The organism is Paenarthrobacter sp. GQ52 (genome assembly GCF_059759005.1).
The window spans coordinates 1-22,986 of the sequence record NZ_JCAXEJ010000001.1 but is presented as its reverse complement, the minus strand read 5'-3'; the positions used below and the strand labels follow the sequence as shown (position 1 = coordinate 22,986).

The following is a 22,986-nucleotide window of genomic DNA, read 5'->3' as shown; positions in this document are numbered from 1 at the left end:
GCCGGACGACGCCGGTCAGCGTTCCAACCGAGCATACACGGGAGGAAACAGCTCATCCGCCGCACGGTTCCGGGCGTCCCTGACGGTGTAGGCGTTGCGCATCTTATCGAAGAGCTCCTGCCCTTTTGCGCGCCAGTAGTCCAGGTCCACTCCCTCGATCACACCGTTGGTCATAATGGTCCTGCCTGCCACCACTGAGAGCACGGCCTGGCGGGCAGTGCCGTTCAGGATCAGGGTCCGGAGCGGGTCGTCGTGGACGCCGTCCCGGATGTCTCCCAGTGAGAAGGCCACGAGATCTGCTTGGGCACCGGGTTCGAGGCGCCCAAGGTCAGGACGCCGCAGTGCGTGCGCTCCTCCCAGGGTGGCGGCGTCGAAATATCCGGCGACGTCGCCGGCGTCGTTGGTCCCGGCCATGATCTTGGCGAGCTGGACGCCGGCATCAATGCCGCGGATCAGGTCCGGCGGGAACGAGTCCGTACCCAAGGAGATGTTGATGCCTGCCGCCTTGTAGGCGTCGAAGGAATCCAGCGTGCTGCCATAACGCATGGAAGTCAAAGGGCAGTGAATGATGCTGGCACCGCTGGCTGCCAGTCGGGTGAGGTCGCCGCGGTCCTCGCCGTGGACCGCAGGATTTCGGTCCGTGTAGGTGGCGTGCGGGATCAGCAGGCGTTCGTTGAGCATCCCTACTTGTTCCAAAAGCTCCAAGGGTGTCACTCCGTGCCAGTCAAGGATGAGCTCGCGCTCCACGAGGCCCTGGAGTGAGTGCAGACGCACCAGGATGTCCCGTTCGCTGGACGCTGCTGCGGTGGCCTTAAGCAGCTCGATGTCCAGCGTCTCGATCCTGCACGGTAGCAGGACTCCGTTGACCAACGGGTCATCGAGTTCCGTTGCGTGGTCAATGAAGCGCAAGGCATCGGCCAGCCCCTCCCGCCCGCGGTCGTCGTCGAACATCACTGAACGTTCGCCGTTCTCCAACACGACGTTGACTCCCGAGCGGTACGCCGGGCCCAGGTAGCCGCGCAGGCCCAGGCGTCGGCTGGACTCAGCCATGCCCACGAGTTCTTTGAAAGGTTCAGCCCACTCGGAGTGAACTTCCGATGCGATGGGCATGTACGTGGTGATGCCGTGCAGAATCAGCTGGATCAGGGCGTACTCGCGGACCTCCTGGCGTTCTTCGGCGGTGAAGACGTCAGCGCGGCGGTAACGGAAATAGTCCTCGGACCACTGGTGACCCTTGGCCTGCTCCGGACCTGCCCAACTGTCCAGGATGAGGTGGTCAATGTCCGTGAGGGCATCGAGGTCGATCAGGCCGGGCATGAGCAAGGCATCGCCGAGATCGCGTTCCTCGTCCACCTGACCTGCGTAGTCATTCCCCACATAGTCAATGATGTGGCCGCTGTAGACCACGCACGCGTTTTCCAGCAGCACGTGGTGTCCGTTGTGATGGCCCAGCACGTAGCGGGCGGTGACCTTGGTAGGCACGGCGACTCCTGTTTCCTGTCCGCCAAGGACAGCTCGTATTACTCTCTGGTATTCCAAACAGTACATTATTTGTGATTTACATCGCATCAATCCTGCTCTAGTCTATTTTGGTATACAAGAACTCCGGAGCCAGCTCCTGATCACGAAACGAGCAGAACCGTTGACCCAGATACAGTCCGTCGAACCAAGCATCGGCAGCCCGCCGCTGACTCCTGCAACGTCGCCGGAGGCCAAGGCACCTGCCGAAGCGCGTTCCCTCCTCGCCACTGCCTGGATGAGGATCCGGCGCAGCAAGATCGCCCTCCTCAGCCTGTGCGTGGTGGTCGCCATCCTGCTGTTCGCCATCCTGGCTCCCGTCCTGAGTGCCATGTCCGGCAACGACCCCTACACGTCCAATACCAGCCCCGAAGTTCTGGACGACTTTCAAACGCCCGGCCTGCCGCTCCCCGGCTACATGTACCCGTCCGCCCAGCACTGGTTGGGTGTGGAGCCCGGGCTGGGACGCGACCTCTTCGCGAGACTCGCGTACGGCGGACAGGTCTCCCTCACCATCGCCCTGCTCTCAACCGTTGTTTCGGTGGTCCTCGGAACTGTCCTGGGCGCGGCCGCCGGCTACTTCGGTGGCAAGACCGACGCCATCATCAGCCGCATCATGGACTTATTCCTGGCCTTCCCGCACCTACTCCTGGTGCTCTCCCTGACGCCCATCCTGCAGTCACGGCTCAGGGATACGCCGCTGGGTGAAGGGAGCTTCCTGCCCATGGCCTCCTTGGTCATCATCCTGGGCTTCTTCGGCTGGGCGTACCTCGCAAGAATCGTCCGCGGACAGGTGTTGAGCCTCCGCGAGCGCGAGTTCGTGGAAGCCGCCCGATCCTTTGGCGCCTCGCACCTCAGCATTCTCTTCCGACAGATCATCCCCAATGTCATGGGAGTCGTCTTGGTGTACGCCACCATGCTGATCCCCACCAACATCTCAGCCGAGGCAGCGCTGTCGTTCCTGGGCGTCGGCGTCAAGGACCCCACACCGTCGTGGGGCCAGATGCTCAACGCCGCCCAATCCGGCAACTGGTACCTCAGTGATCCGTGGTTCCTCTCTGTCCCCGGCATCATGCTCATCGTCACCGTCCTGGCTTTCAACCTCCTGGGCGACGCCGTCCGGGACGCCCTTGACCCTAAAGCTTCGCGCCACTAACACTCATCCCCCGCATCGCCTTTCACCCCCTCACAAGGAGCATCATGAAAACCCCTGCAAGAGCTCTGGCACTTTCGGTGTTGATCGCCATGGCCGCTACCGGCTGCGGAGCCGGCCAAAGCCAGCCAAGCAGTTCCAAGCCCGCCGGGTCGGTCACGGAACTGGCGCCCAACGTGGTCAAGTCCGGCTTCACTGCCAAGGGCGGCAACATCAACGTCCTGATGTCTTCCGATTTCCAGACTCTGGACCCCGGAAACAGCAACTACGTTCAGACGGCAAATGTTGGCCAGCTGTACTACCGCACCCTGACCATGGCCAAGGAAACAGCGGGCCAGCCGCCAACAGTGGTCCCGGACCTCGCAACGGACACCGGCAAGGTCTCCGACGACGGCCTCAGCTGGACCTTCACCCTCAAGGAAGGCGTGAAGTTCGAGGACGGAACACCCATCACCTCAGCGGACATCAAGTACGGCGTGGAGCGCACCTTCGCGCAGGATGTCTTCACCCAGGCGCCGCAAGAGTTGAACGCAGCGCTCGACGCCGGCGGGTACAAGGGGCCGTACAAGGATCCTTCCGCTGTGCTCAAGGCCGTTGAAACGCCTGATGAGCGCACCGTGGTCTTCCATCTGAAAAAACCGTTCGCCGAGTTCCCGGCGTTGGCATCCCGGTCCAATACCGCTCCTGTCCCGAAGGCCAAGGACACCAAGCTGGACTACACCAACCACCCGGTGTCCTCGGGACCGTACATGGTGGAGTCCTACAACCGTGGCAAGTCCCTGAAACTGGTTCGCAACCCGCATTGGGATCCCGCGACGGACCCCAACCGCTCAGCACTCCCGGACACGTTCAGCTTCTCGCTTTCCACCTCGCAGGCCACCATCAGCCAGCAGCTTCTGGCCGACTCGGACCCCAACGCCATCACCCTTGACTCCAATGGCGCGCTTCAAACCTCGGACTCCGCCAAGCTGGCTGATGCCCAGGTGAAAGACCGGGTGGCTTCGGGTCTTCTGGGATGCAACGACGTCCTGAGTTTGAACACGGAAAAGATCAAGGACCCGGATGTCCGCAAGGCGATCGCGTTGGCCTTGGATCGCCAGTCGATCCTGGTTCAGTACGGTGGACGACGCTTCGGTGAAATCACCCAGAGCCCGCTGAATGCCAAGATGCGCGGCTACGTGGAGACCGAACTGGAACTGGACCCCACCGGAAAGCCCAAGCTGGAAGAAGCCAAGAAGCTCCTGGAAGGCAAGGACTTCCCCAAGACCCTGACGTACGGCTACGCCAACAACCGCGATGCGTTCAAGAACACCGGCACGGTTGTCCAGCAGAACCTCAAGGCCCTGGGAATCGAGGTTGAGCTGGTACCGATCCCGGCACCGAACTACTACTCCGTCCTGGCCAGTGAGCAACTGCCGGACATGGGGCGTTCCGGCTGGTGCGGTGGTGCCGACCCGGCGTCAGTCCGCACCTCCGCGGATCCCCTGCTGGGACCGAACAATGAAGGCACCAGCTACGGCTTCTCCAACACGTCCCGATACTTCGATCCCGTAGTTTCCAAGGCCATGTTCGATCTCCGCAATACGGACGGCACCTCCGAGGAACTGGGCAAGAAGTGGTCCGAGGCCTTCGGCTCAGCTTTGAAGACCTACCCGATCGTCCCGCTCATCCGCAGCCACACCAACAGCGTGGTGGGCTCCAACGTCCGCAACGCCCAGGTGGGCTACTTCTTCGGCGGCATCGATCTCTCGATCGTCGGCGTCGAGCAATAACCGGGCTTCGAAAACTATTCGGGCATAGTCCAGAAGGAGAAGCGGGCCGCCTGCCTCAGCGGGCGGCCCGCAACCACCACCATGATGACTTTCATTCTTCGCCGGACCGGTTCGTTGGTCCTGCTTCTCGCCGCGGTCAGCTTTATTACCTTCACGCTTTTCCAGCTCGGCCCCTCTGATCCCGCAGCCGCTGCGTGCGGTCAGGAGTGCACACCCGAGCGCGTGGCCGAGGCCCGTGTTGCTTTGGGCATGGACCAACCTTTCTTCGTCCAGTACGCCGATTACATCCGCGGGCTCTTTTCTTCACGAATGATCGGCGCCCCGGGTGCGCAGACTCTTTGCGAATGGCCGTGCCTCGGAAAGTCCTTCCAAACCAATGAGAACGTAGCCGACATCATCGGCCGTTCACTCCCCTACACCTTCTCCATGGCCATCGGCGCGCTGGTGCTGTGGACCGTTACCGGCGTCGGGCTTGGCCTTCTGGCCGCCCTCCGCAAGGGCTCTCCCGTGGATAAGTTCATTGTGGGCGCCGCCTCCGTGGGCGTTTCACTGCCGATCCCCGTCACGGGCCTGTTCCTGCTGCTCCTGTTCGTCAATCAACTACACCTGTTGCCCTTCACCACCAACGAGATCAACAGCCCGTTCGGCCCGCAAGGTCCGGGAGCCTGGGTGGCCAACTATCTGCTGCCCTGGATTGCGTTGGCCGTGCTTTTCAGTGCCTCCTACATCCGTGTCACCCGGACCAACATGATCGAGACGTTCGGCGAGGACTTCATCCGGACGGCCCGCGCCAAGGGCCTGGCACCACGGATGGTCACGTTCAAGCACGGCGTACGGGCCGGCATCACACCGGTTGTGACCATGCTCGGCATGGACATCGGCTTGTTGCTGGGCGGCGCGGTCCTCACTGAACAGATCTTCTCCGTCCCCGGCCTGGGCTTCACGGCCGTGCATGCTGCCATTTCCGGAGACCTTCCCGTCACCATGGCCATCACCATGCTGGCCGCGTTCTTCGTCATCGTGGCCAACGTCGTGGTGGACCTCGCCTACGCCGCCATCGATCCCCGAGTGAGGCTCCAATGACCCATGTGAACACCACCACTCAACAGGCGGGCGCCCCAGCGGGCGGCCTCGCCACCGCCCCCTTCCTGGAGGTCCGTGACCTTAGCGTGAAGTTCCCTACGGACGACGGTGTTGTCTCCGCAGTGAACGGGATGGACTTCTCCCTTGAGCGCGGTCAGACCCTTGGCATTGTGGGCGAGTCCGGTTCCGGAAAATCCGTCACCAGCCAAGCGCTGATGGGCCTGCTCAAGGGCACCTCGGCGCAGGTGAGTGGCCAGGCGATGTTCCAAGGCAAGGACCTTGTCACCCTGCCCGAGTCCGCGATGCGCCCGCTCCGCGGCCGCAACATCGGCATGATCTTCCAGGATCCGCTCTCGGCGCTGCACCCCTTCTACACTGTGGGTCACCAGATCGCCGAGGCGTACCTGGTCCACAACAAGGCGAGCAAGAAGCAGGCCCGGGCGGCCGCCGTCGACATGCTGGGGAGGGTGGGTATCCCGAGCCCTGAGCAGCGCTACGACGAGTACCCCCACCACTTCTCCGGTGGCATGCGCCAGCGTGCCATGATCGCGATGGCGCTGATCTGCGAACCTGAGCTCTTGATCGCGGACGAACCAACCACGGCGCTGGACGTCACAGTTCAGGCGCAGATCCTGGACCTCATGTCCGAGCTCCAAGAGGAAACAAACTCGGCGTTGATCCTCATCACGCACGACCTCGGTGTGGTTGCCGAGGTCTGCGACAACGTGTTGGTCATGTACGGCGGGCAGTGCGTCGAGTCCGGGCCGGTGGACGGGATCTTCTACGACACCCAGCACCCCTACACACTGGGCCTGCTCAACTCGATGCCCACGCTCAACAGCGCATCGAGCCAGCTGAACCCCATACCCGGCCAGCCGCCGTCGCTCCTTGACCTCCCCAAGGGCTGCATCTTCAGCGCAAGATGCCAGTACACAGAACTCGCCGGCGACGGCATCTGCGCCAACCAGCGGCCTGAACTGCTGGTGGAGGACGGGCACGGCAAACGCTGCCATCTGAGCGGCCCGCAGATCATCACCATTCGGAATTCGCGTTAGGACCGGCCATGGAACATCAGCCAATTCTTCAGGTGGAGAACCTGCAAAAGCACTTCCTGCTGAAGGGCGGCCTGCTTCCGGGCGCTGCCAAACGCTCTGTCAAAGCGGTCGACGGCGTATCGTTCAGTCTCGCCCGAGGCCAGACTTTGGGACTCGTAGGTGAGTCCGGATGCGGTAAATCGACCACTGGCCGTATGGTGGCGCGCCTCATGGACCCGACGGGCGGCCGGATTCTGGTGGACGGCGAGGACATCAGCCAACTTCGCGGCAAGGATCTGTACAACTTCCGGCGCAAGGTCCAGATGATCTTCCAAGACCCCTTCGCGTCCCTGAATCCGCGGCAAACAGTGGGTACAGCTATCGCCGCTCCCATGGTGGCGCAGAGGATCAATCCGCCAGGTGGCCTCAAGAACCGGGTGAAGGAACTCCTGGACCAAGTGGGGCTCAAGCCGGAGCACTACAACCGTTTCCCGCATGAGTTCTCCGGGGGCCAGCGTCAGCGCGTGGGTATCGCCCGGGCGATTTCCCTGAGTCCGTCAGTGATTGTGTGCGACGAACCAGTGTCCGCTTTGGACGTCTCAGTGCAGGCACAGGTGGTGAACCTGCTGCAGCAGATCCAGCGCGACACCGGCGTTTCCTACATCTTCATCGCGCACGATCTCTCTGTGGTCCGGCACATCTCCCACGAAGTCGCGGTGATGTACCTGGGCAAGGTCGTCGAGCAGGGGCCTCGGGACGCTTTGTTCAGCGATCCCTTGCATCCGTACACCAAGGCATTGCTCTCCGCAGTACCACTCCCGGATCCCCGTGCCGCACGGGAACAGGTGAAGATCCGGCTTCGTGGCGACCTGCCCTCACCGGCCAACCCACCCAGCGGCTGCGTCTTCCGGACCCGTTGCCCGTTGATCGGCACGCTTCCCGAGGAGCAACGCCAGCGGTGCATTGACCAGATTCCCACACCAGCCAGCCTCGCGGCTCCGGCCTGCCACCACACAGCTATGGCCGCAACGGTCCTGGCGGGCGTGCAATAGAAGCAGGCAATAGATTCACTATCAAAGGAGTAACCATTGAATACCCTGATCCGCGCCGTCCGCCCCTGGGGGCAAGCGCTCAGCGACGTCACCCTTGTCGCGGGCGAAGCAGGCGGCAAGATCACCGCCGTCGAACCGCATGATCCAGCCCGCGTGGTTCCGGGTGGCGTTACGGTAGTGGAAGGCCGCGGACGTTTGCTGCTCCCGTCATTCTCGGACGTCCACGTTCACCTTGATTCCACCCGGATCGGCCTTCCGTTCCGTGAGCACACCGGAGGTCCGGGTGTGTGGACCATGATGATGAACGACCGTCAAAACTGGCGCAACGCTGAGGTCCCGTTGCAGGAACGCGTGAACGACACCCTGGGCCGGATGATCGCCCGTGGTACTACCCGGGTCCGCTCCTACGCGCAGGTTGACGTGGACTGCAGGCTGGAGCGTTTCGACGCCGTTGCTGCCGCCAAGGAAAAATTCGCCGGCCAGGCCTCCGTGGACATCATCGCTTTCCCCCAGGCCGGGTTGTTGCTGGAGGAAGGGACGTTGGAGCTCATGGAGGAGGCGCTGAAAGCCGGCGCCAACGTGATGGGTGGCATCGATCCCTGCACGCTGGACCGCGATCCGGCGAAGCACCTGGACATCGTGTTTGGGCTGGCAGAGAAGTATCAGGTTCCCATCGACATCCACCTCCACGAGCCCGGCGAATTGGGAGTCTTCAGCACGGATCTGGTCCTCGAGCGCACCCGGGCGTTAGGCATGCAGGGGAAGGTGACCATGTCCCACGCGTACCAATTGGGCAGCGTCAACGAGGCCACTACGCGCAGGCTCATTGATGCCTTCGCGGAACTGGACGTGTCCTTGGCCTCGGTTGCTCCGTCTGCTGCTGGCCAACTGCCCATTCCCTTGCTCACCGAAGCCGGCGTTCGTTTGGGGTTGGGCGAGGATGGCCAACGTGACTACTGGTCCCCTTACGGCAACACGGACATGCTGGACCGCACCTGGCAGCTCGCCTTCACGCACGGTTTCCGCAAGGACGAGCTGATCGAGCACTGCCTGGCCATCGCCACCATCGGTGGTGCGAGCATCCTTGACCCCCGCGCAACCAGGCTGAAGGACACGGCCCATCGTCCCGGCGTCGAGGTTGGCGATCCCGCGGACCTGTTGCTGGTGGACGGCGAAACGGTGGCTTCCACGGTGATGGACCGAGGAAGGGACCGCACCGTGATCCACGCCGGAAGGGTTGTGGCGGACCAGCTGGAACTGGTCTAGCTCCCTCGGAACCCGCTCTTGTCCGGGCTCCTCTCCGTTGAACGGTGAGGAGCCCGGACGAGGACGGGTTTCTGCGTGCCGGGCTACTCGCCTCTGGCCGTGGGCGCTTCATCCAGCGGCGTCCACCACGTCACAGGGGGAGTCACTGTGAATCGCCGACCCGTCACCTTGCTGGGAGTGATGCGGATGAACTGGTCCTTTTGGCCTGCTTCCCATGGGAAAAGAAGGAGCCCGACGGTATCCAGCACGTCCTGCGTGAGTTTCACGGCAGATGCTTGGCCCTTGACCACAACGCTCCATGCCACCCCTGTTTCGGCATTAACGCCGTCGGCTTCGATGGCCACGGGCGCGTCGCCCAGGGCTGCATGAAGTTTGGTGCCTTCGCCAGTCCGGAACACCATGGTCCCGTGATCAACCTTGTAATTCACGGGGAAGATGTCCGGGTGGTCGTCCACCACAACGGCAAGCCTGCCCACTGAGACGCCACGGAGAAGCTCCCAGCATTCGTTGGTTTCCAGGATTTCCGTGGCAGGTGTTTCCGGCTGTTGCGTCCCTGATGGTGAGTTAGTCATATCGCCGAGGATACGCCGCGGAGTTGCTGCCCGACAGGCCGTGCTTCGGGTTCCGGGCGGCCAGTCCCGGTCTTGTTCGCTGCGCCCGCCCTCCTACGGCCGGATTATCGAACAAGGCTGGCTTTCGAGACATTCTCGGCCTGTTGGCTTCCCTGATCAACAGTCACCAGTGGTCCCCGGACGGCCAGGAACCCGGCACCGGCCAGCACTACGGCTTCGGCGGCGAGCGCCCAGAACGTCAGCTCCCAGCCACCGGTCATGGTGTGCAGCAATCCGGCGCCCAGCGGACCGAGGGACGCCAACGCAAAGCCAAATCCCTGGCTCATTGCCGAAAGCTTTCCCGCAGATTGTGGTCCGTCAGATCGGATCACCACCAACGCCATGGCGAGCCCGAATCCCGCACTCTGCACAACCCCCAGAATCCCGACCATGAGGAACTGCACCTCAACCGGCGATGTCAGGACTCCCAACAGCGCAAACGCGACAGACACACCTAGCCCCGGCGCCATGATCCGCAGGATGGCAGGACGACCGGCCAGCACGGGTGCCAACAAACTTGCCGGTAACCCGGCCAAGCTGAACCAAGCGAGCAGGGCAGCGGCATCGGCTGCTGCAAGCCCACGGGATACCAAATACACCGCCAGCCAGGATGTGATCGCGAAGTAGAGCATGGCCTGGAGGCCGAAGAACGCTGTCACGGCCCACGCGGTGCGCTGCTTCCGGAGCGGGACGGCCCGCTTTCTCGTGACAATCGTCGACGGCGCGTCCCCGGCCAGCGACCTAGCGGCGCCATCCCCGGCGGGGCCTCCGGCACGGTGGATCAGGAAGGCTCCCAACAGGGCTGGGACAGCCCACACAGCCAGTGCTGATGGCAGGTTGCCGCCGAAAGCGTGCTCCAGTGGCTGGACCAGTCCGGCCCCAAGCGCCGCTCCGAGCCCGAACCCCATGGTGCACAGTCCCGTCCACCAGCCGGTGCCGCGGTTTGCTTTGACGATCTGGGGCACCAGGACACTCGCGGTCATGATCGCCATGCCGGCCAGGAATGTGCCCGGCAGCAGGAGTGCCGGCACGGTCGCCCGAACCACCAGCGCTACAGCGAGAACCAGCAAGGCGAGAGCCACAGCCCGCCCGGTGCCGAATCGTCTAGCCAGCCTAGGCCCGATGGGACCGGAAATACCAAACGCCAGCACGGGCAGAGTCCCCAACAAGGGCAGCAGCGCGGGGTCCAGGTTGAAAACTCCCGGGACCTGGTTCATGACCCCGGCGACGGTCGTAATGGCCGGTCGAAGGTTAACTGACACCACAACAAGTGCGAGCAGCATCAGGCCAGTCATCAACCTCGGATTCAATCCCGCCCCAGCCAACCGCTTCACACGCACGTCATTCCCCTCATAGCAATTTTGGTATACCAAGTAAGACTAAGAGGTGATGCGCAGAAAGTAAATGCCGTAAACCATGGTGAATAAACGACTCCAAGTGCGATGCTGTCAAGTTTGGAATACCAAGAAACGCAAGGTCGATCCGTGGACGGCCTTGAACGTGATAGAGCGTCACAACCAAACACGAGCGACGTGAAAGAGCGTCACAACCAAACACGAGCGACGTGATAGAGCGTCACAACCAAACACGAGGGACGTGATAGAGCGTCAGCGAGTCGTCCCCGGATGGCCCGCAGGGCCGGCACGCGGCAGCGCGCGTCTAAGGGAGGCACGACCGAGCGCGCCGAGCGTTCCGGCCCTGCGGGCACCAGACGACCGAGCGCGCCGAGCGTTCCGGCCCTGCGGGCCGACTCAAAGGCAAGACCCTAGATAGCCTTCCCCGGGTTCAGAATCCCTTGGGGATCGAACAGTTCTTTGATGCGCCGCTGCAGCTCCCTCACGGGCTCGGGCTGCTCCAGGCCGAGCCATCGCAGCTTGTATTGGCCAACTCCGTGCTCACCTGTGATGGTGCCGCCCATATCGAGGCCGACTCGAATGGATTCGTCCAAGGCAGCATTCAGCCTCTTCAGGGCCTCCGCATCGGTAGCAGGGTCAACCCTGTCCAGCCAGAAAGTGGGGTGCAGGTTGCCGTCGCCGGCGTGGGCCACTACTTTGAGTCGGACGTGGAATCGGGTGGCCATCGCCTCGAGTTCGGCTACGAAATCGACCAGCCGCGAGCGCGGGACGGCGATGTCTTCCCCCACCCTGAATTCGTCATCCACTTCGACGCCGCGGCTGTTGCGGCGCATTTCCACCAGCATTTCGGCTTCCGCACTGGCTTCCATGGTCACTGTTGCGCCGCTTTCAGCGAGGACTTGCCGAACGACGTCGGCTTCTGCAGCCGCACCGAAGCCATCGGTCTGGATCAGAAGTAATGACTTGCCGCGTTTTTGGAGGTCACCGCCATGGAGTTCGTCGAGCTGCACCAAGGTGCCGTTGTCCAGGAGCTCCATGATGGCGGGCTGTACCCTGGCCCTGCCCACAGCGAGGACTCCGGCGGCGGCGCTGCGGAAGTCCTGGTAGAAGGCGGCGATGGTGTGGACCTCGCGAGGCAGGTACTTCAAGCGGACGGTCACGCCCACCACGATTCCCAACGTTCCTTCAGACCCGACAAGGAGCGCGGTCAGGTCATAACCTGCGACGCCCTTAAAGGTCTGGTGGCCGGTATGCATCAGCGAACCATCCGCCATGACGACGTCCAGGGCCAGCACGGAATCGCGCGTTACACCGTATTTGGCGCAGCGCAGTCCTCCGGCGTTGGTGGCAACGTTGCCGCCGATGGTGGATATCTTGTAGCTCGCCGGGTCGGGCGCGTACATCAGGCCGTGTTTGGCCGCGGCAGCGTTCAGTTCGGCGTTGATAACGCCGGGTTCGACGACGGCGGTCTCGTCGTCGGGGTTGAGGTCCAGGATCCGGTTCATCCGTTCAAGGCTCAGGACGATGCAGCCCTGGGTGGCATGCGCTCCCCCGGAGACACCGGTTCCAGCACCCCGGGCGACGATAGGCACCTGATGCGCCGCGCAACTGCGAACAATATGTTGCACGTCCTCCACGGACTCGGCCCACACCACAGCCAGGGGCAGATGCCTCTCCAGCATTGGACCCTGATCCGCCGAGTACACGGTGAGGGTTTCTTCGTCGTCCGCCATCTGCCCGGCCCCAAGTCCAGCGGCAAGCTCCTCCACGAAAGTCCCCTGGATGACAGGTGGCTTGGCGGCTTCCCCTCGGCCCACCGTGCGTTCCTTGATGCTTTCCGCTGATGTTCCGGCGATGGCTGTTTCGTCCGACAAGGCTTTCCCTCCACATGAGCACCGCGGACACGCCAAACCGGCAGTCTTCGCAGTCTTTTCCTTGCCAGTCTAGCCAGCACCGGCGGGGCATCGGGCAACCTTTAGTCCAAGGGAAGCGGGGTTCCGGGGATCGCCCAGATTCCTGCGGAGATACCTTCCGAGCGTAGACAAACACCTTCGACGCCGGATGGACCGGCAGTTGCCGATGCCACCGTGCCGGAGTGGTGCAGGGGCGGCAGTAGCAACGCCCTAAGCTGCGCGTCGCTGAGAACCGAATCGTCGAGGACCACTTGGGCAGCATCCCTCGAGACGAAGACCAGCACTGAAGACTCCATGGTTTCCCGGACAAAGACCATGGCGTCGCCCTCTGCGTGCAGCCATCGCACACCACCCTCAGTCAGCGCGGGCATTTCCCTGCGGAGCCGCCCGAGGCTTGCGTAGACGGATCGCAAGTCCTTAACCACGCGATGCTCGACCACAGGGGCCGGCTCCCCTTCCGATCCCGACTCAGCCCACGGCATGGGAGTCCTGGAGTCCTCGCCGTTGAACCCTTCGAATCCATATTCATCGCCGGCAAACAACACCGGAACTCCCGGCAGGCAGAAGGTGAGCACCGCGCCCACTGCCGGGCCGCCGTCGACCATTACCGTTGCTGCCCGCGCTGTGTCGTGCGTATTGAGCGCGTTCATGTTGTTTTGTCGCACAGCCCAGCTAAATCCCGCTGCGAGGTCTTGGTGCGTCACAAGGAAATCTTCAGCGGAGATCCTGTTGGGCCCCGACTGGGGTGAGCCGAAGAAGTTTACGTTCGGCGCGTCTTTCGCGAGCCAGGACCATAGCGGCCGGGTGAGGTTGGAGTACGTCATGGCACCCTGCCAGTGCTCACCAGTAACGTCGGGGGCGGCATCGGATGTGGACTCAGCGAGCAGGGCCGCGTTCGGGTTGATTTCACGCACACGGTCAGCGATGAGCCGGGCAACTTCATGGTTGAGATCCACAGATCCAAGGCGTCCCGTCATGTTGCCGACGTCGATCCTCCATCCATCCAGGTTGAACGGCGGCTTAAGCCAACGGGACACCACGGAATCATGGTCCGTCACGAAACGCCGGCGGAGGGCTTCCGAGGACCAGTTGAATTTGGGTAGCGACGGCACTCCCCACCACGACTCATAGCTGGAATGGTCCGGGCTGAAGTAGTAGTAGCCGGCTTCCTCTGATCCAGGATCGGCGAGCGCTTTGACGAACCATTCGTGGGCAGCGCCGGAGTGGTTCGCGGTGAGGTCCCCCATGACGCGGATGCCCCGCGCGTGTGCGGCTTCAACCAAATCCACCAGGGCCTGGTCACCACCCAGGAGCGGATCCACGGAATCGAAGGTGGAAGCGTCGTAGCGGTGGTTGGAACGTGCAGGGAAGAAGGGCGTCAGATAGAGGATGTCCACGCCCAGTTCCTTCAGGTGGTCCAGGTTGCCCGTGATCCCGGGGAGGTCTCCCCCGTAGAACTGTGTGGAGGCTTCCTCGCCCGTTCCCACCACCAGGGCATCCCAGGAGCAAGCGATGGCCCACTCCGGCGTGGGGTGTCCGTCCGCTTGGGCGGATCGGGCGAACCGGTCCGGGAATACCTGATACATGGTGCCCTTGCCCAGCCACTCCGGCGCCGGGGCGAACGCCGTCAGCCTAAAGTCTGCTGAATCCGAAACGTCCCGGGCGAACAGGCCTTGGGCGTTGACGTTCCAGTAGCGCCGCCCGACGGTAGTGCCAACCAGTGCGCCGCCAGTCGGCGTGCCGGCGGCAGCACCGTCGTCGTGCGTGTCAGTGACTTCCAGCAGGAAGCGGTACCTGGCCACCGGGTTCGCCACCAGCATCGCCGCTTCCCACCAGTCCCAGCCATCGGCGGAGCCGAGCCGGAATGCGGCGTCGTAGCGGGGCTCACCGTCCTGGACAGAACGGACCCAGACTTTCGACGCCGGTCCCCAGCCCTGCGGTACGCGGACCCGGAGGCGAACGGTGTCGCCGAGGGACACAGGCCCGGGTGCGGTGTTGGATACGAAGAGGCTCGAGCCGTCGTGGTGCGGAAGGGCGATTGGCATGGTCAGCCTTTCACTGATCCGGCGGTAAGTCCGCTGACGATGTATTTCTGCAGGAAGAGGAACAGTGCCATGACCGGGATCGCTGCGATCACGGCCCCGGCCGCGAATACGCCCCAGTTCTCGGAGCGCTGCTGGGCCACGTAGGAGTAAAGCCCGACGGCGAGCGTCTGGCTGTCCGGATCGGTCAGCACCACGCTGGCGATGACGAACTCGCTGGAAATGCCGATGAAGGCCAAGAGACCCACAACCGCCAGAATGGGCGTGACCAGTCGCAGGATGATGCCGAAGAAGATCTGCACGTGGCTGGCGCCGTCGATCTTGGCGGCCTCATCCAGTGACTGCGGGACTGTGTTGAAGAACCCGTACATAAGGTAGGTGTTCACACCCAGCGCTCCGCCCAGGTACACCATGATGAGGCCCAGTTGGCTGCCCAGCCCCAAGGCCGGAATTACCTGCGAGATCCCGCTGAGGAGCAGGAAGATCGCGACGACGGCCAACAGTTGCGGGAACATCTGCAGCAGGAGGAGGGTCAGGAGTCCCATCCGGCGGCCCTTGAAGCGCATGCGGGAGAAAGCGTACGCGGCCATGGCACCGAGGAAGACGGTAGCGGCGGACGTTACCGTACCTACCACCAACGTGTTCACGAACCAGCGGCCGAAGGGGCGGGTGGGGTCGCTGAAGAGTGCCACGAAGTTACCGGTGTCGAACCTGGAGAACAGCCCGTTGGAACCCACAAGGGTGCCGTTGGAATCCAGGGCAGCGGAGAGCACGTAGAGCAGCGGGAACACGGCGAAGATGGTGGTGACGATGCCCACCACATGCCGCCAGCCTTTGTCTTTGAACCAGACCCCAAAGGGACGGCGCTTTTGCGTCAGCGGCGACGGGCCGCCGTCGACCGTTGTTGTTTCCTTGCTGGAAGCCAGGGTGCGTACGCTCATCAGTTCACGTCCTCGAGTGCTTTGGTCTGCTTGAAACTGATGGCCGAAATGGTGGCCACGATGATGAAAATGATGATCGCGAGCGCGCTGGCCAGGCCGTAGTCGCGGCCCGTGCCTTGGCCGAACGCGACTTTGTACACCAGCGTGATGAGGATGTCGGTGGAACCGATATCGCGATCAGTGTCCGCGAAGCGCGGCCCACCGCCGGTGAGCATGTAGATGACGTTGAAGTTGTTGAAGTTGAAGGCGAAGGAAGAGATCAACAGCGGCGCCACGGACACGAGCAGCAGCGGTAGCTTGATGGAACGGAACACCCGCCAAGCGGAGGCTCCATCCATGCGGGCTGCCTCGTCGATTTCGGACGGCAGCGACTGCAGGGCGCCGGTGCAGACCAGGAACATGTAAGGGAAACCAAGCCACACGTTGACCACCAGCACGCTGATCTTGGCCAGGACGGGGTCCGTCAGCCAGCCAATGTTCGCGCCGCCGAGCAAGGTTTGGTTCAGCCAGCCGAACTCGGGGTTGAGGATGCCGGACCATACCAGGCCGGACAGGAAGGCGGGAAAAGCGTAGGGAAGGATCATCAGGATCCGGTACACCTTCTTTCCCCTGAGGTCCTCGCGGTTGAAGGTCATTGCCAGGAAGAGGCCCATCACAAAGGTGAGCGCGACGGACGCGATGGAGAACGTGAACGTCCAGAGGATCACGCCCACCAGCGGCCCGCGAAGGCTGGGATCCGTGAAGGCCCGGACGAAGTTGTCCATACCGACATCGATCTTCCAGCCGGTGGCCAATGTTTCTCCGTTGGCATTGGCGAAGGCGCCCTTGCCGTTGTCGCGGTATTCCGCGCCGGTTTCGGTGTCCACGAAGGTGTCCGTAGCGGCGTCGTAGTTGAGCGCCGGCTTGAACTGGTACGCCGTGCTGCCGTCTGCTGTGCGCAACGTTCCATCGGCGGGGTCGTCCGAAACCGGGACCGTGATCTTCAGGATCTCCTGCTGGTTGGCCACGATCTCCTGGAACTTCAGCGCCTGGTAGCCCGGCAAGGAGTTGGCCTTGCCCGTTGAGTCTTTGCCGGCGTCCGGGGCTTCGGCGAGCGGATCTTCGCTACTACCGAGTTGCGCCTTCCCTGCCGGATCGGTGAACAGCAGATAGAACTCGTTGTCCTTGGTCAGCACGGAAGCCTTGTAAGCAGGCGAATCCGGGACGCGTTTCTGCGCTGTCAGCTGGATGGCCGAAATGGCATCGTCCTTAGTGCTGTTGTGCCCATCGCCGTAGTTGGTGAAGGCGATGTAACCGCTGAATACCACCACCAGTACCTGGAACACCAGCAGGAACAGGACCCCGGGGGCCAGGTATTTTGCCGGCAGCCCGCCTTTCCGCAGGTAGATCCAGTTAATAGCCAGGACCACCAACGACGACACTGCCAGCGCAGCCCACGACTGGCTGAGGAAAAGCATCATCAGGACATACACCGCGAAGGCGTCCACAAGTCCCAGCAGGACAACTTTGAGGATGGTGCCCTTGAGGGAATCCGGATGGCGTGTGGGCTTGGCTGGACGTGCGGGCTTCGCTGGACGGCCGGTCCTGCTGCTGGAATTCTCGGCCGGGGCCGCATGGCCTTGGCTGGAGGGCAGTTCGCGGAGATCTGGTTTTGGCATTGTGGATCCTTGGGTGAAGCGGTTGGCGGCAGGCAGGGCCGGGCGGTGGAGTGCCGCCCGGCCCTGGCAGACCGGTGGAGTTATCCGGTTGCGGTGCTAGCCGCCGATCTTGGACTTGATGCTGTCTGCCATCTTGGTCCAGGCCTCAGCCGGATCGCCTTGGCCCTTGATGATGGCCAGTTCGGTAGCACCCCAGTCAGCCCACACCGCGCTCATTTCCGGGATGGCCGGCATGGGAACGCCGGTGGCACCGATCTTGCCGAATGCCTCCACCACGGGATCGCTGGCGGCCTTGTCGAATGACGCCTTGAGGGCCGGAGGCCGTCCTCCTGCTGCATACATGGAGTCCTGAGCCGACTCGGAGGTGAGGTAGTTGGTGACGAACTCGTTGGTGGCCAAGGCGTTGGCGCTCTTGGCGCTGATGAAGAAGCCGTTGACGCCGATGAACGGCTGGGCAGGCTCGTTGCCGGCGGTGGGCAGCTCGTCTACGGAGAACTTGATGCCCTTCTTCTGGACATCCGGAACGTTCCACGGGCCCGTCACGAAGTACGGGGATTCGCCGGCCAGGAACTTCTCCTTGGCAATGTCACCCGTGATGTTGGAGTTGATGATCTTCTCGCCGGCATCGCCCCAGGCGGCCAGCTTCTTGGCGAATTCGACGCCGGCAGCGTCACCGATGAGGAGCTGCTTGGCGTCATATTCGCCGTCGGCGTTCTTACCGAAGACCTGTGAGCCCATGGAGGACTGCAGCGGGTACAGGTGGTACGGATCGCCCTGCTTCGGGTCCATGCCCACCAGGAAGGGGAAAGTGGCTTTGCCATCTGCCACGGCCTTCTTGCCGTTCGCCACTACTTCGTCCAAGGTGGCAGCCTTGCTGTCCACGATGCCGGTGTTGCGTAGGAGGGCAATGTTTTCGATGGCGTAAGGGACGCCATAGACAGCGCCGTTGTAGGTCATGGCCTTGATGGAGGAATCCTGGAACTGTCCGGCTTTGTCACCCAGCTCGACGGGTGCGATCACGCCGTTCTGGACGAACTTTCCAATCCAGTCGTGGGGTCCGACGATCAAGTCAGGCCCCTGCCCGGTGGGCACCTGGGTGATGAAGTCGTCGCGCACGGCGGCGAAGTCCTTGACCACGAGCTTCACCTCGATGCCGGTATCGGACTTGAACTTCTCCGTGATGTCCTTCAATGCCGGGGAACGCTCGGCGTCCACCCACATGGTGATGACACCGGCTCCTGCCGCCTTGAGATCCGGTTTTGCGGCTTCCGAGCTCGGTGCGGTGGAGGCGCTTCCACCGCACGCGCTCAGTGCCAAGGCTGCGGCCACGGAGAGCGCCCCGGTGGCGAAAACGCGCCGGGTGGTGTGAGTCGCGAGGGTATTGTGCACCTTCATTGGTGTCCCTTTCGTTCTTTTGCTTCGACGGCAAGGGCTTGAGGCCCGCCTCTCCGCCGGTGACATGGCTCACAACTGCAAGCGCTTCCACACACTACAGGGCCCGCAGCACATTTGAAAAGCCCACCCCTCCCGAGTAGCGCAAAGACAGCACCCTTAGGACTGGAAACGTTTACAACTTTTAGATTTGTCTTCTACGATGTGTTCATGTCCGTTGATTCCTTGCTCTCGGTTGCGAGCCCCGAGCCCACCACTGTTTTCACGCATGTGACCCCGGTCCACGACGCCTCAATGGCGCACGGATGGTGGCGTTCCGCCGTGATCTACCAGATCTATCCGCGGTCCTTCCGGGACCTCAACGGTGACGGCGTAGGCGACTTGGCTGGCATCACTGCCGAACTGCCGCAGTTGGCGGCATTGGGGGTCGACGCCGTGTGGCTATCCCCCTTCTATCGCTCACCCCAGCGCGATGCAGGATACGACGTCAGCGACTACTGCGACGTCGACCCCCTCTTCGGCACCCTGCACCACTTCGACGCCCTCATCGCAGAGGCCAACAGGCTCAACCTGCGCGTCATCGCGGACCTCGTCCCCAACCACTGTTCTGACCAGCACGTCGCTTTCCAAGCAGCACTTGCTGCCGGCGCCAACAGCGCGGAGCGGGACATGTTCATCTTCCGTGATGGTCAAGGGCCCGACGGCAACGAGCCACCCAACAACTGGCAATCGCACTTCGGCGGCCCGGCGTGGACACGCATCATCGAAGCTGACGGTCAGCCCGGCCAGTGGTTCCTGCATCTCTTCGACTCCTCACAGCCGGACTTCAACTGGGACAACCCTGCCGTCCATGCTGAGTTTGAACGCGTTCTCCGCTTCTGGCTGGACCGCGGCATCTCCGGCTTCCGGGTGGACGTTGCCCACGCGCTGGTCAAGGCCGCTGGCCTCCCCAACTGGGGTGGGCGTGCAGACGGCAACAGCTCCGACGGCTTCCCGGGCCAGGATGCGCCGATGTTCGGCCAGCCCGCCCTGCACGATATCTATCGCCGCTGGCGCTCCATCCTGGAAGAGTACGGACCGGACCGCATCCTGTGCGCCGAAGCCAACGTCGACCCGCTCCCCCGGCTGGCACAGTGGGTCCGTCCCGACGAAATGCACCAGGCCTTCAACTTCCCCTACCTGCACGCAGGACTGGATGTGAACCGCCTCCGCCACATCATCACCGACTCGCTGGTCTCGCTGGACGCCGTGGGTGCCCCGAGCACTTGGGTGTTGTCCAACCACGATGTCGTAAGGCACGTGTCCCGTTTCGGCTACGACGGACCAGGGCCCCGCGACGGTGACGGCATTGGGCCTGATGACATGCAGCCCAACGAAGAACTCGGACGACGACGCGCTGCCGCAGCCACCATGTTCATGCTCGGACTTCCCGGCGGCGCGTACCTCTACCAAGGCGAAGAGCTGGGCCTACCCGACTCCTCCAGCATTCCCGGCAGCATGCGCCAGGACCCCACGTTCGCCCGCACCGGCGGAGCCCGCATCGGCCGCGACGGCTGCCGTGTGCCGCTCCCCTGGCGTTCGACCGAACCTCACACCGGGTTCGGCAGCGGTATGGACCCCTGGCTGCCTCAGCCCGAGTCCTGGACCGCGCTGGCGAGGGACAAGCAAGAGTCTGATCCGGCGTCGCACCTTAACCTGTACCGCCGGATGCTCGCCCTCCGGGCCACGCACCGTCTGGGCGAGGGCTCCCTCGCCTGGGCGGAGGACTACTGCAGTGAGACCTCGCTCGCCTACCTCAACGGCAACACCCTGGTGATCATGAACGTCGGGGCTGAGGCCATGCCACTTCCGGCCGGCGAAACGATCCTGCGGAGCTCCGTTGGAGAAGGCAGCGCCGCCGATCTACCAGGCACCGTCCTACCAAGCGCTGATCTACCAGGCGTTGATCTACTAGGCTCGGGGGAGACAATCTGGCTCACGGCCAGCTAACTTTTCCACCAAGGAGCAGCATGACCGGCATCAAGGACGTAGCCGAGCGAGCAGGGCTGTCCGTTGCCACGGTCTCACGGGCGCTGAGCGGGAAGGGCAATGTCTCCCCCACAAGCCGCGAACGTGCCCGTGCCGCAGCTGCCGAGTTGGGATTCGTGCTTTCCTACCATGCGTCGAGCCTGGCCTCCGGGCGCACCCACAATGTCGGCTTGGTGGTGCCCTCGGTCCACCGCTGGTTCTTCTCAGCGGTGATCGAGGGCGCCTCAGCGGCATTGCTTGAGGCCGGCTACGACCTCACCCTGTACAACATTGGTGAAAACCCCGCACACCGGCAGAGCGTCTTCAGCGACTTTCTGCTCCGCAAGCGGGTGGATGCGGTCATCGCAGTATCCCTGGAGCTTAGCGAAGACGAAATCGAGCAGCTTCACGCGGTGCACCGCCCCATAGTGGGTATCGGCGGGCCCTTACCGGGAGCATCCACCATCAGGATCGACGACTCCGGGATCGCGCTGAAAGCCACTAACCACTTGCTGGGTCTGGGGCACACCAAGATAGCGCACATCACCGGCAATGAAGCCTACGACCAAGACTTCCATCTGCCGGGAACCCGCCGCAGCGGTTTTGAAAAGGCAATGAACGACGCCGGCTGCCCGGTCCGGCCCGAATGGATCGTTTCCGCGGACTTCACCATAGAAGGCGCCTACGCGGCTGCGAGGCAACTGCTGGCCAGCGCACCGGAACGCCCCACGGCCGTTTTCGCAGCGTCAGACGAAATGGCCATTGGCACCATCCTTGCCGCCCGGGACTTCGGCCTGCGCATCCCGGACGATCTCTCCGTCATGGGCATCGACGGGCATGACCTGGGCAATGTCCTTGGCTTGACCACCATCGACCAGGATGCCAAAGGGCAGGGGGCATTGGCTGTCCGGACCCTGTTGGGTGCCATCAACAACGGGCTGGTTCTGGAACCCGCAGACACGGAGCACCCCACCAGGCTGGTGGTGCGGACAAGTACCGCTGTGCCCAGGCCCGGTACATCCTAGGACGTTCCTAGGGCAGCGGCCGTTCCATCACGAGCTCCAGCTTTGACGTATCCTGCGGATAAGGCCGGCTGGCACCCGTTGTCTCGAATCCGTGACGCCTGTAGAACGCCAGTGCCCTTGAGTTGTCCTCATGCACCCCAAGCTCAATGCTTTCCGCTGCCAAGTCTTCCACTGCGGCCTTGCACGCCTCATTGAGGAGTTCGTCGGCCAGTCCCAGCCCGCGATGCTCGGGTGCGACATACACGCTGATCAGCATAGCCTGCAGCGGTTTCTCCGGGCTCTGGGGGTGTTTGACCACCACGCGCATCAGGCCACAGAATCTGCTGCCGTCTTCGCCGCCATCGGCAATCAGGGTGACACTGGCGTCCCCGGACATCGCGGCAGCACGCTCCTGCCACTGGGTGTCCGTTTGCCGGCGCGCAGCATCCAGGCTTTCCACGTAGGCCATGGGCGTATCTCTGAGCATCTCCAGGCGGACGGCCCTTAACAGGGCCCAATCTTTCGCGTGGAGCCTGCGGATCCTAGGCAACTGCTCCGCCCATGAATCTCACGTAGCGCTCCAGGACACGGGGCCAACCCTCGGCGTAGGACGCGCGCGAGGCCGCGGGGTCTTCGGCGCCCTCCCACCCGTCGTGGACCAAGCGAACCTCAGTGCCCTCTTCCACGGCCCGGAACGATACACGGATCTCGGTGGACCAAAGGGGTGTGCTCGCGGGATACCAGCTGGCGTGGAAAGACAATGGCGGCTGCCAATCGTCAATGGTTCCCCACACGGAGGTACGTCCGTCCTCGGCCGTCTCGAGGATCAGGTTCTCTTCGAACTCAACATGTGATCCCTCGCCGAACACGCTCTCTTGGTCCAGCGGCCACCAGAGGTGTGGGTGATCCGTGAATCCCTGGAAGGCATGTGAGACGTTGGTGGGGACCACGACGGTGATGATGAAGGGCTCCAAAGCATCGTTGTCCTGCTGGGACGACTCGGGCTCCGACTCGGGGTGGCTGAAGAGGTTTTCCATGACCACCAACTCTACCGGGGCAGAAGGCACTCACTTGGGTTAAACAGGACGGCTTCGCTCAAGCGGGACGGTTAAATGCAAAGAGCCCCGACCATAAAGGTCGGGGCTCTTCTCAAATTATGTCCGGCGGTGTCCTACTCTCCCACAC

At 63.0% G+C, this 22,986-nt stretch carries 18 protein-coding genes; 8 read left to right on the top strand and 10 right to left on the bottom strand.

Annotation, left to right across the window (positions count from 1 at the left end; genetic code table 11):
* Positions 1-15 precede the first annotated feature (15 nt).
* Positions 16-1,482 (bottom strand): chlorohydrolase family protein, encoded by a 1,467-nt coding sequence (locus tag AC6CH8_RS00090; RefSeq protein ID WP_498188111.1) that lies wholly within the window; start codon positions 1,480-1,482, stop codon positions 16-18.
* A gap of 160 nt (positions 1,483-1,642) precedes the next feature.
* On the opposite strand from AC6CH8_RS00090, the gene AC6CH8_RS00085 reads away from it, so the two are divergent.
* From AC6CH8_RS00085 to AC6CH8_RS00060, 6 genes are all read left to right on the top strand, one after another.
* Positions 1,643-2,674, top strand: coding sequence for an ABC transporter permease (locus AC6CH8_RS00085; protein WP_498188109.1), 1,032 nt, complete (start codon positions 1,643-1,645; stop codon positions 2,672-2,674).
* 44 nt (positions 2,675-2,718) lie between these two features.
* Complete coding sequence (locus AC6CH8_RS00080) at positions 2,719-4,443, top strand: ABC transporter substrate-binding protein (RefSeq protein ID WP_178996081.1); 1,725 nt, start codon at positions 2,719-2,721, stop codon at positions 4,441-4,443.
* A gap of 81 nt (positions 4,444-4,524) precedes the next feature.
* Entirely contained in the window at positions 4,525-5,526 is a 1,002-nt protein-coding gene (locus AC6CH8_RS00075) for an ABC transporter permease (protein ID WP_091465538.1), read from the top strand.
* On the top strand, positions 5,523-6,581 hold the full coding sequence (locus AC6CH8_RS00070) for an ABC transporter ATP-binding protein (RefSeq protein ID WP_498188107.1): 1,059 nt from the start codon (positions 5,523-5,525) through the stop codon (positions 6,579-6,581). The genes AC6CH8_RS00075 and AC6CH8_RS00070 overlap by 4 nt, the downstream gene beginning before the upstream one ends.
* An 8-nt stretch (positions 6,582-6,589) precedes the next feature.
* Positions 6,590-7,612 carry an ABC transporter ATP-binding protein gene (locus AC6CH8_RS00065; protein ID WP_498188105.1) on the top strand — a complete coding sequence of 341 codons (1,023 nt, stop codon included), beginning with the start codon at positions 6,590-6,592 and terminating at the stop codon, positions 7,610-7,612.
* Positions 7,613-7,648: 36 nt separating this feature from the next.
* Positions 7,649-8,878 carry an amidohydrolase family protein gene (locus tag AC6CH8_RS00060; RefSeq protein ID WP_498188103.1) on the top strand — a complete coding sequence of 410 codons (1,230 nt, stop codon included), beginning with the start codon at positions 7,649-7,651 and terminating at the stop codon, positions 8,876-8,878.
* Between the two features lie 83 nt (positions 8,879-8,961).
* On the opposite strand, the gene AC6CH8_RS00055 is transcribed toward AC6CH8_RS00060, so the two are convergent.
* From AC6CH8_RS00055 to AC6CH8_RS00025, 7 genes are all read right to left on the bottom strand, one after another.
* On the bottom strand, positions 8,962-9,450 hold the full coding sequence (locus AC6CH8_RS00055) for a pyridoxamine 5'-phosphate oxidase family protein (protein WP_498188102.1): 489 nt from the start codon (positions 9,448-9,450) through the stop codon (positions 8,962-8,964).
* Between the two features lie 104 nt (positions 9,451-9,554).
* The gene (locus AC6CH8_RS00050; protein ID WP_498188100.1) at positions 9,555-10,784 is read right to left on the bottom strand and encodes an MFS transporter; all 1,230 of its coding nucleotides are present in this window, start codon (positions 10,782-10,784) and stop codon (positions 9,555-9,557) included.
* A gap of 470 nt (positions 10,785-11,254) precedes the next feature.
* Positions 11,255-12,718 (bottom strand): FAD-binding oxidoreductase, encoded by a 1,464-nt coding sequence (locus tag AC6CH8_RS00045; protein ID WP_498188098.1) that lies wholly within the window; start codon positions 12,716-12,718, stop codon positions 11,255-11,257.
* Positions 12,719-12,819: 101 nt separating this feature from the next.
* Positions 12,820-14,802, bottom strand: a complete 1,983-nt coding sequence (locus tag AC6CH8_RS00040; protein ID WP_498188096.1) for a glycoside hydrolase family 13 protein — start codon at positions 14,800-14,802, stop codon at positions 12,820-12,822.
* Between the two features lie 2 nt (positions 14,803-14,804).
* Positions 14,805-15,740 (bottom strand): sugar ABC transporter permease, encoded by a 936-nt coding sequence (locus AC6CH8_RS00035; protein WP_091465525.1) that lies wholly within the window; start codon positions 15,738-15,740, stop codon positions 14,805-14,807.
* Entirely contained in the window at positions 15,740-17,398 is a 1,659-nt protein-coding gene (locus AC6CH8_RS00030) for an ABC transporter permease subunit (protein WP_498188094.1), read from the bottom strand. The genes AC6CH8_RS00035 and AC6CH8_RS00030 overlap by 1 nt, the downstream gene beginning before the upstream one ends.
* 96 nt (positions 17,399-17,494) lie before the next feature.
* Entirely contained in the window at positions 17,495-18,793 is a 1,299-nt protein-coding gene (locus tag AC6CH8_RS00025) for a sugar ABC transporter substrate-binding protein (RefSeq protein ID WP_498188093.1), read from the bottom strand.
* 207 nt (positions 18,794-19,000) lie between these two features.
* Between AC6CH8_RS00025 and AC6CH8_RS00020 the strand changes: the two genes are divergently transcribed.
* Together AC6CH8_RS00020 and AC6CH8_RS00015 are read left to right on the top strand one after the other, a co-directional pair.
* Positions 19,001-20,779: a glycoside hydrolase family 13 protein gene (locus AC6CH8_RS00020; RefSeq protein ID WP_498188091.1), complete on the top strand. Its 1,779-nt coding sequence runs from the start codon at positions 19,001-19,003 to the stop codon at positions 20,777-20,779.
* A gap of 20 nt (positions 20,780-20,799) precedes the next feature.
* Positions 20,800-21,822 carry a LacI family DNA-binding transcriptional regulator gene (locus AC6CH8_RS00015; protein ID WP_091465519.1) on the top strand — a complete coding sequence of 341 codons (1,023 nt, stop codon included), beginning with the start codon at positions 20,800-20,802 and terminating at the stop codon, positions 21,820-21,822.
* A gap of 7 nt (positions 21,823-21,829) precedes the next feature.
* Here the strand turns inward: AC6CH8_RS00015 and AC6CH8_RS00010 are convergent, their stop codons facing one another.
* Positions 21,830-22,351, bottom strand: a complete 522-nt coding sequence (locus AC6CH8_RS00010) for a GNAT family N-acetyltransferase (protein ID WP_498188090.1) — start codon at positions 22,349-22,351, stop codon at positions 21,830-21,832.
* Positions 22,344-22,838, bottom strand: coding sequence for an SRPBCC domain-containing protein (locus AC6CH8_RS00005; protein ID WP_420180219.1), 495 nt, complete (start codon positions 22,836-22,838; stop codon positions 22,344-22,346). Before AC6CH8_RS00005 ends, AC6CH8_RS00010 begins: the two co-directional genes overlap by 8 nt.
* Between the last annotated feature and the right edge of the window lie 148 nt (positions 22,839-22,986).

What these genes read in the sequence shown, in the direction of transcription:
- AC6CH8_RS00015 (WP_091465519.1), top strand. Translation starts at nt 20,800, where the DNA reads ATGACCGGCATCAAGGACGTAGCCGAGCGAGCAGGGCTGTCCGTTGCC.
- AC6CH8_RS00020 (WP_498188091.1), top strand. Translation starts at nt 19,001, where the DNA reads ATGTCCGTTGATTCCTTGCTCTCGGTTGCGAGCCCCGAGCCCACCACT.
- AC6CH8_RS00075 (WP_091465538.1), top strand. Translation starts at nt 4,525, where the DNA reads ATGATGACTTTCATTCTTCGCCGGACCGGTTCGTTGGTCCTGCTTCTC.
- AC6CH8_RS00065 (WP_498188105.1), top strand. Translation starts at nt 6,590, where the DNA reads ATGGAACATCAGCCAATTCTTCAGGTGGAGAACCTGCAAAAGCACTTC.
- AC6CH8_RS00035 (WP_091465525.1), bottom strand. Translation starts at nt 15,740, where the DNA reads ATGAGCGTACGCACCCTGGCTTCCAGCAAGGAAACAACAACGGTCGAC.
- AC6CH8_RS00070 (WP_498188107.1), top strand. Translation starts at nt 5,523, where the DNA reads ATGACCCATGTGAACACCACCACTCAACAGGCGGGCGCCCCAGCGGGC.
- AC6CH8_RS00055 (WP_498188102.1), bottom strand. Translation starts at nt 9,450, where the DNA reads ATGACTAACTCACCATCAGGGACGCAACAGCCGGAAACACCTGCCACG.
- AC6CH8_RS00050 (WP_498188100.1), bottom strand. Translation starts at nt 10,784, where the DNA reads ATGACTGGCCTGATGCTGCTCGCACTTGTTGTGGTGTCAGTTAACCTT.
- AC6CH8_RS00030 (WP_498188094.1), bottom strand. Translation starts at nt 17,398, where the DNA reads ATGCCAAAACCAGATCTCCGCGAACTGCCCTCCAGCCAAGGCCATGCG.
- AC6CH8_RS00080 (WP_178996081.1), top strand. Translation starts at nt 2,719, where the DNA reads ATGAAAACCCCTGCAAGAGCTCTGGCACTTTCGGTGTTGATCGCCATG.
- AC6CH8_RS00025 (WP_498188093.1), bottom strand. Translation starts at nt 18,793, where the DNA reads ATGAAGGTGCACAATACCCTCGCGACTCACACCACCCGGCGCGTTTTC.
- AC6CH8_RS00040 (WP_498188096.1), bottom strand. Translation starts at nt 14,802, where the DNA reads ATGCCAATCGCCCTTCCGCACCACGACGGCTCGAGCCTCTTCGTATCC.
- AC6CH8_RS00005 (WP_420180219.1), bottom strand. Translation starts at nt 22,838, where the DNA reads ATGGAAAACCTCTTCAGCCACCCCGAGTCGGAGCCCGAGTCGTCCCAG.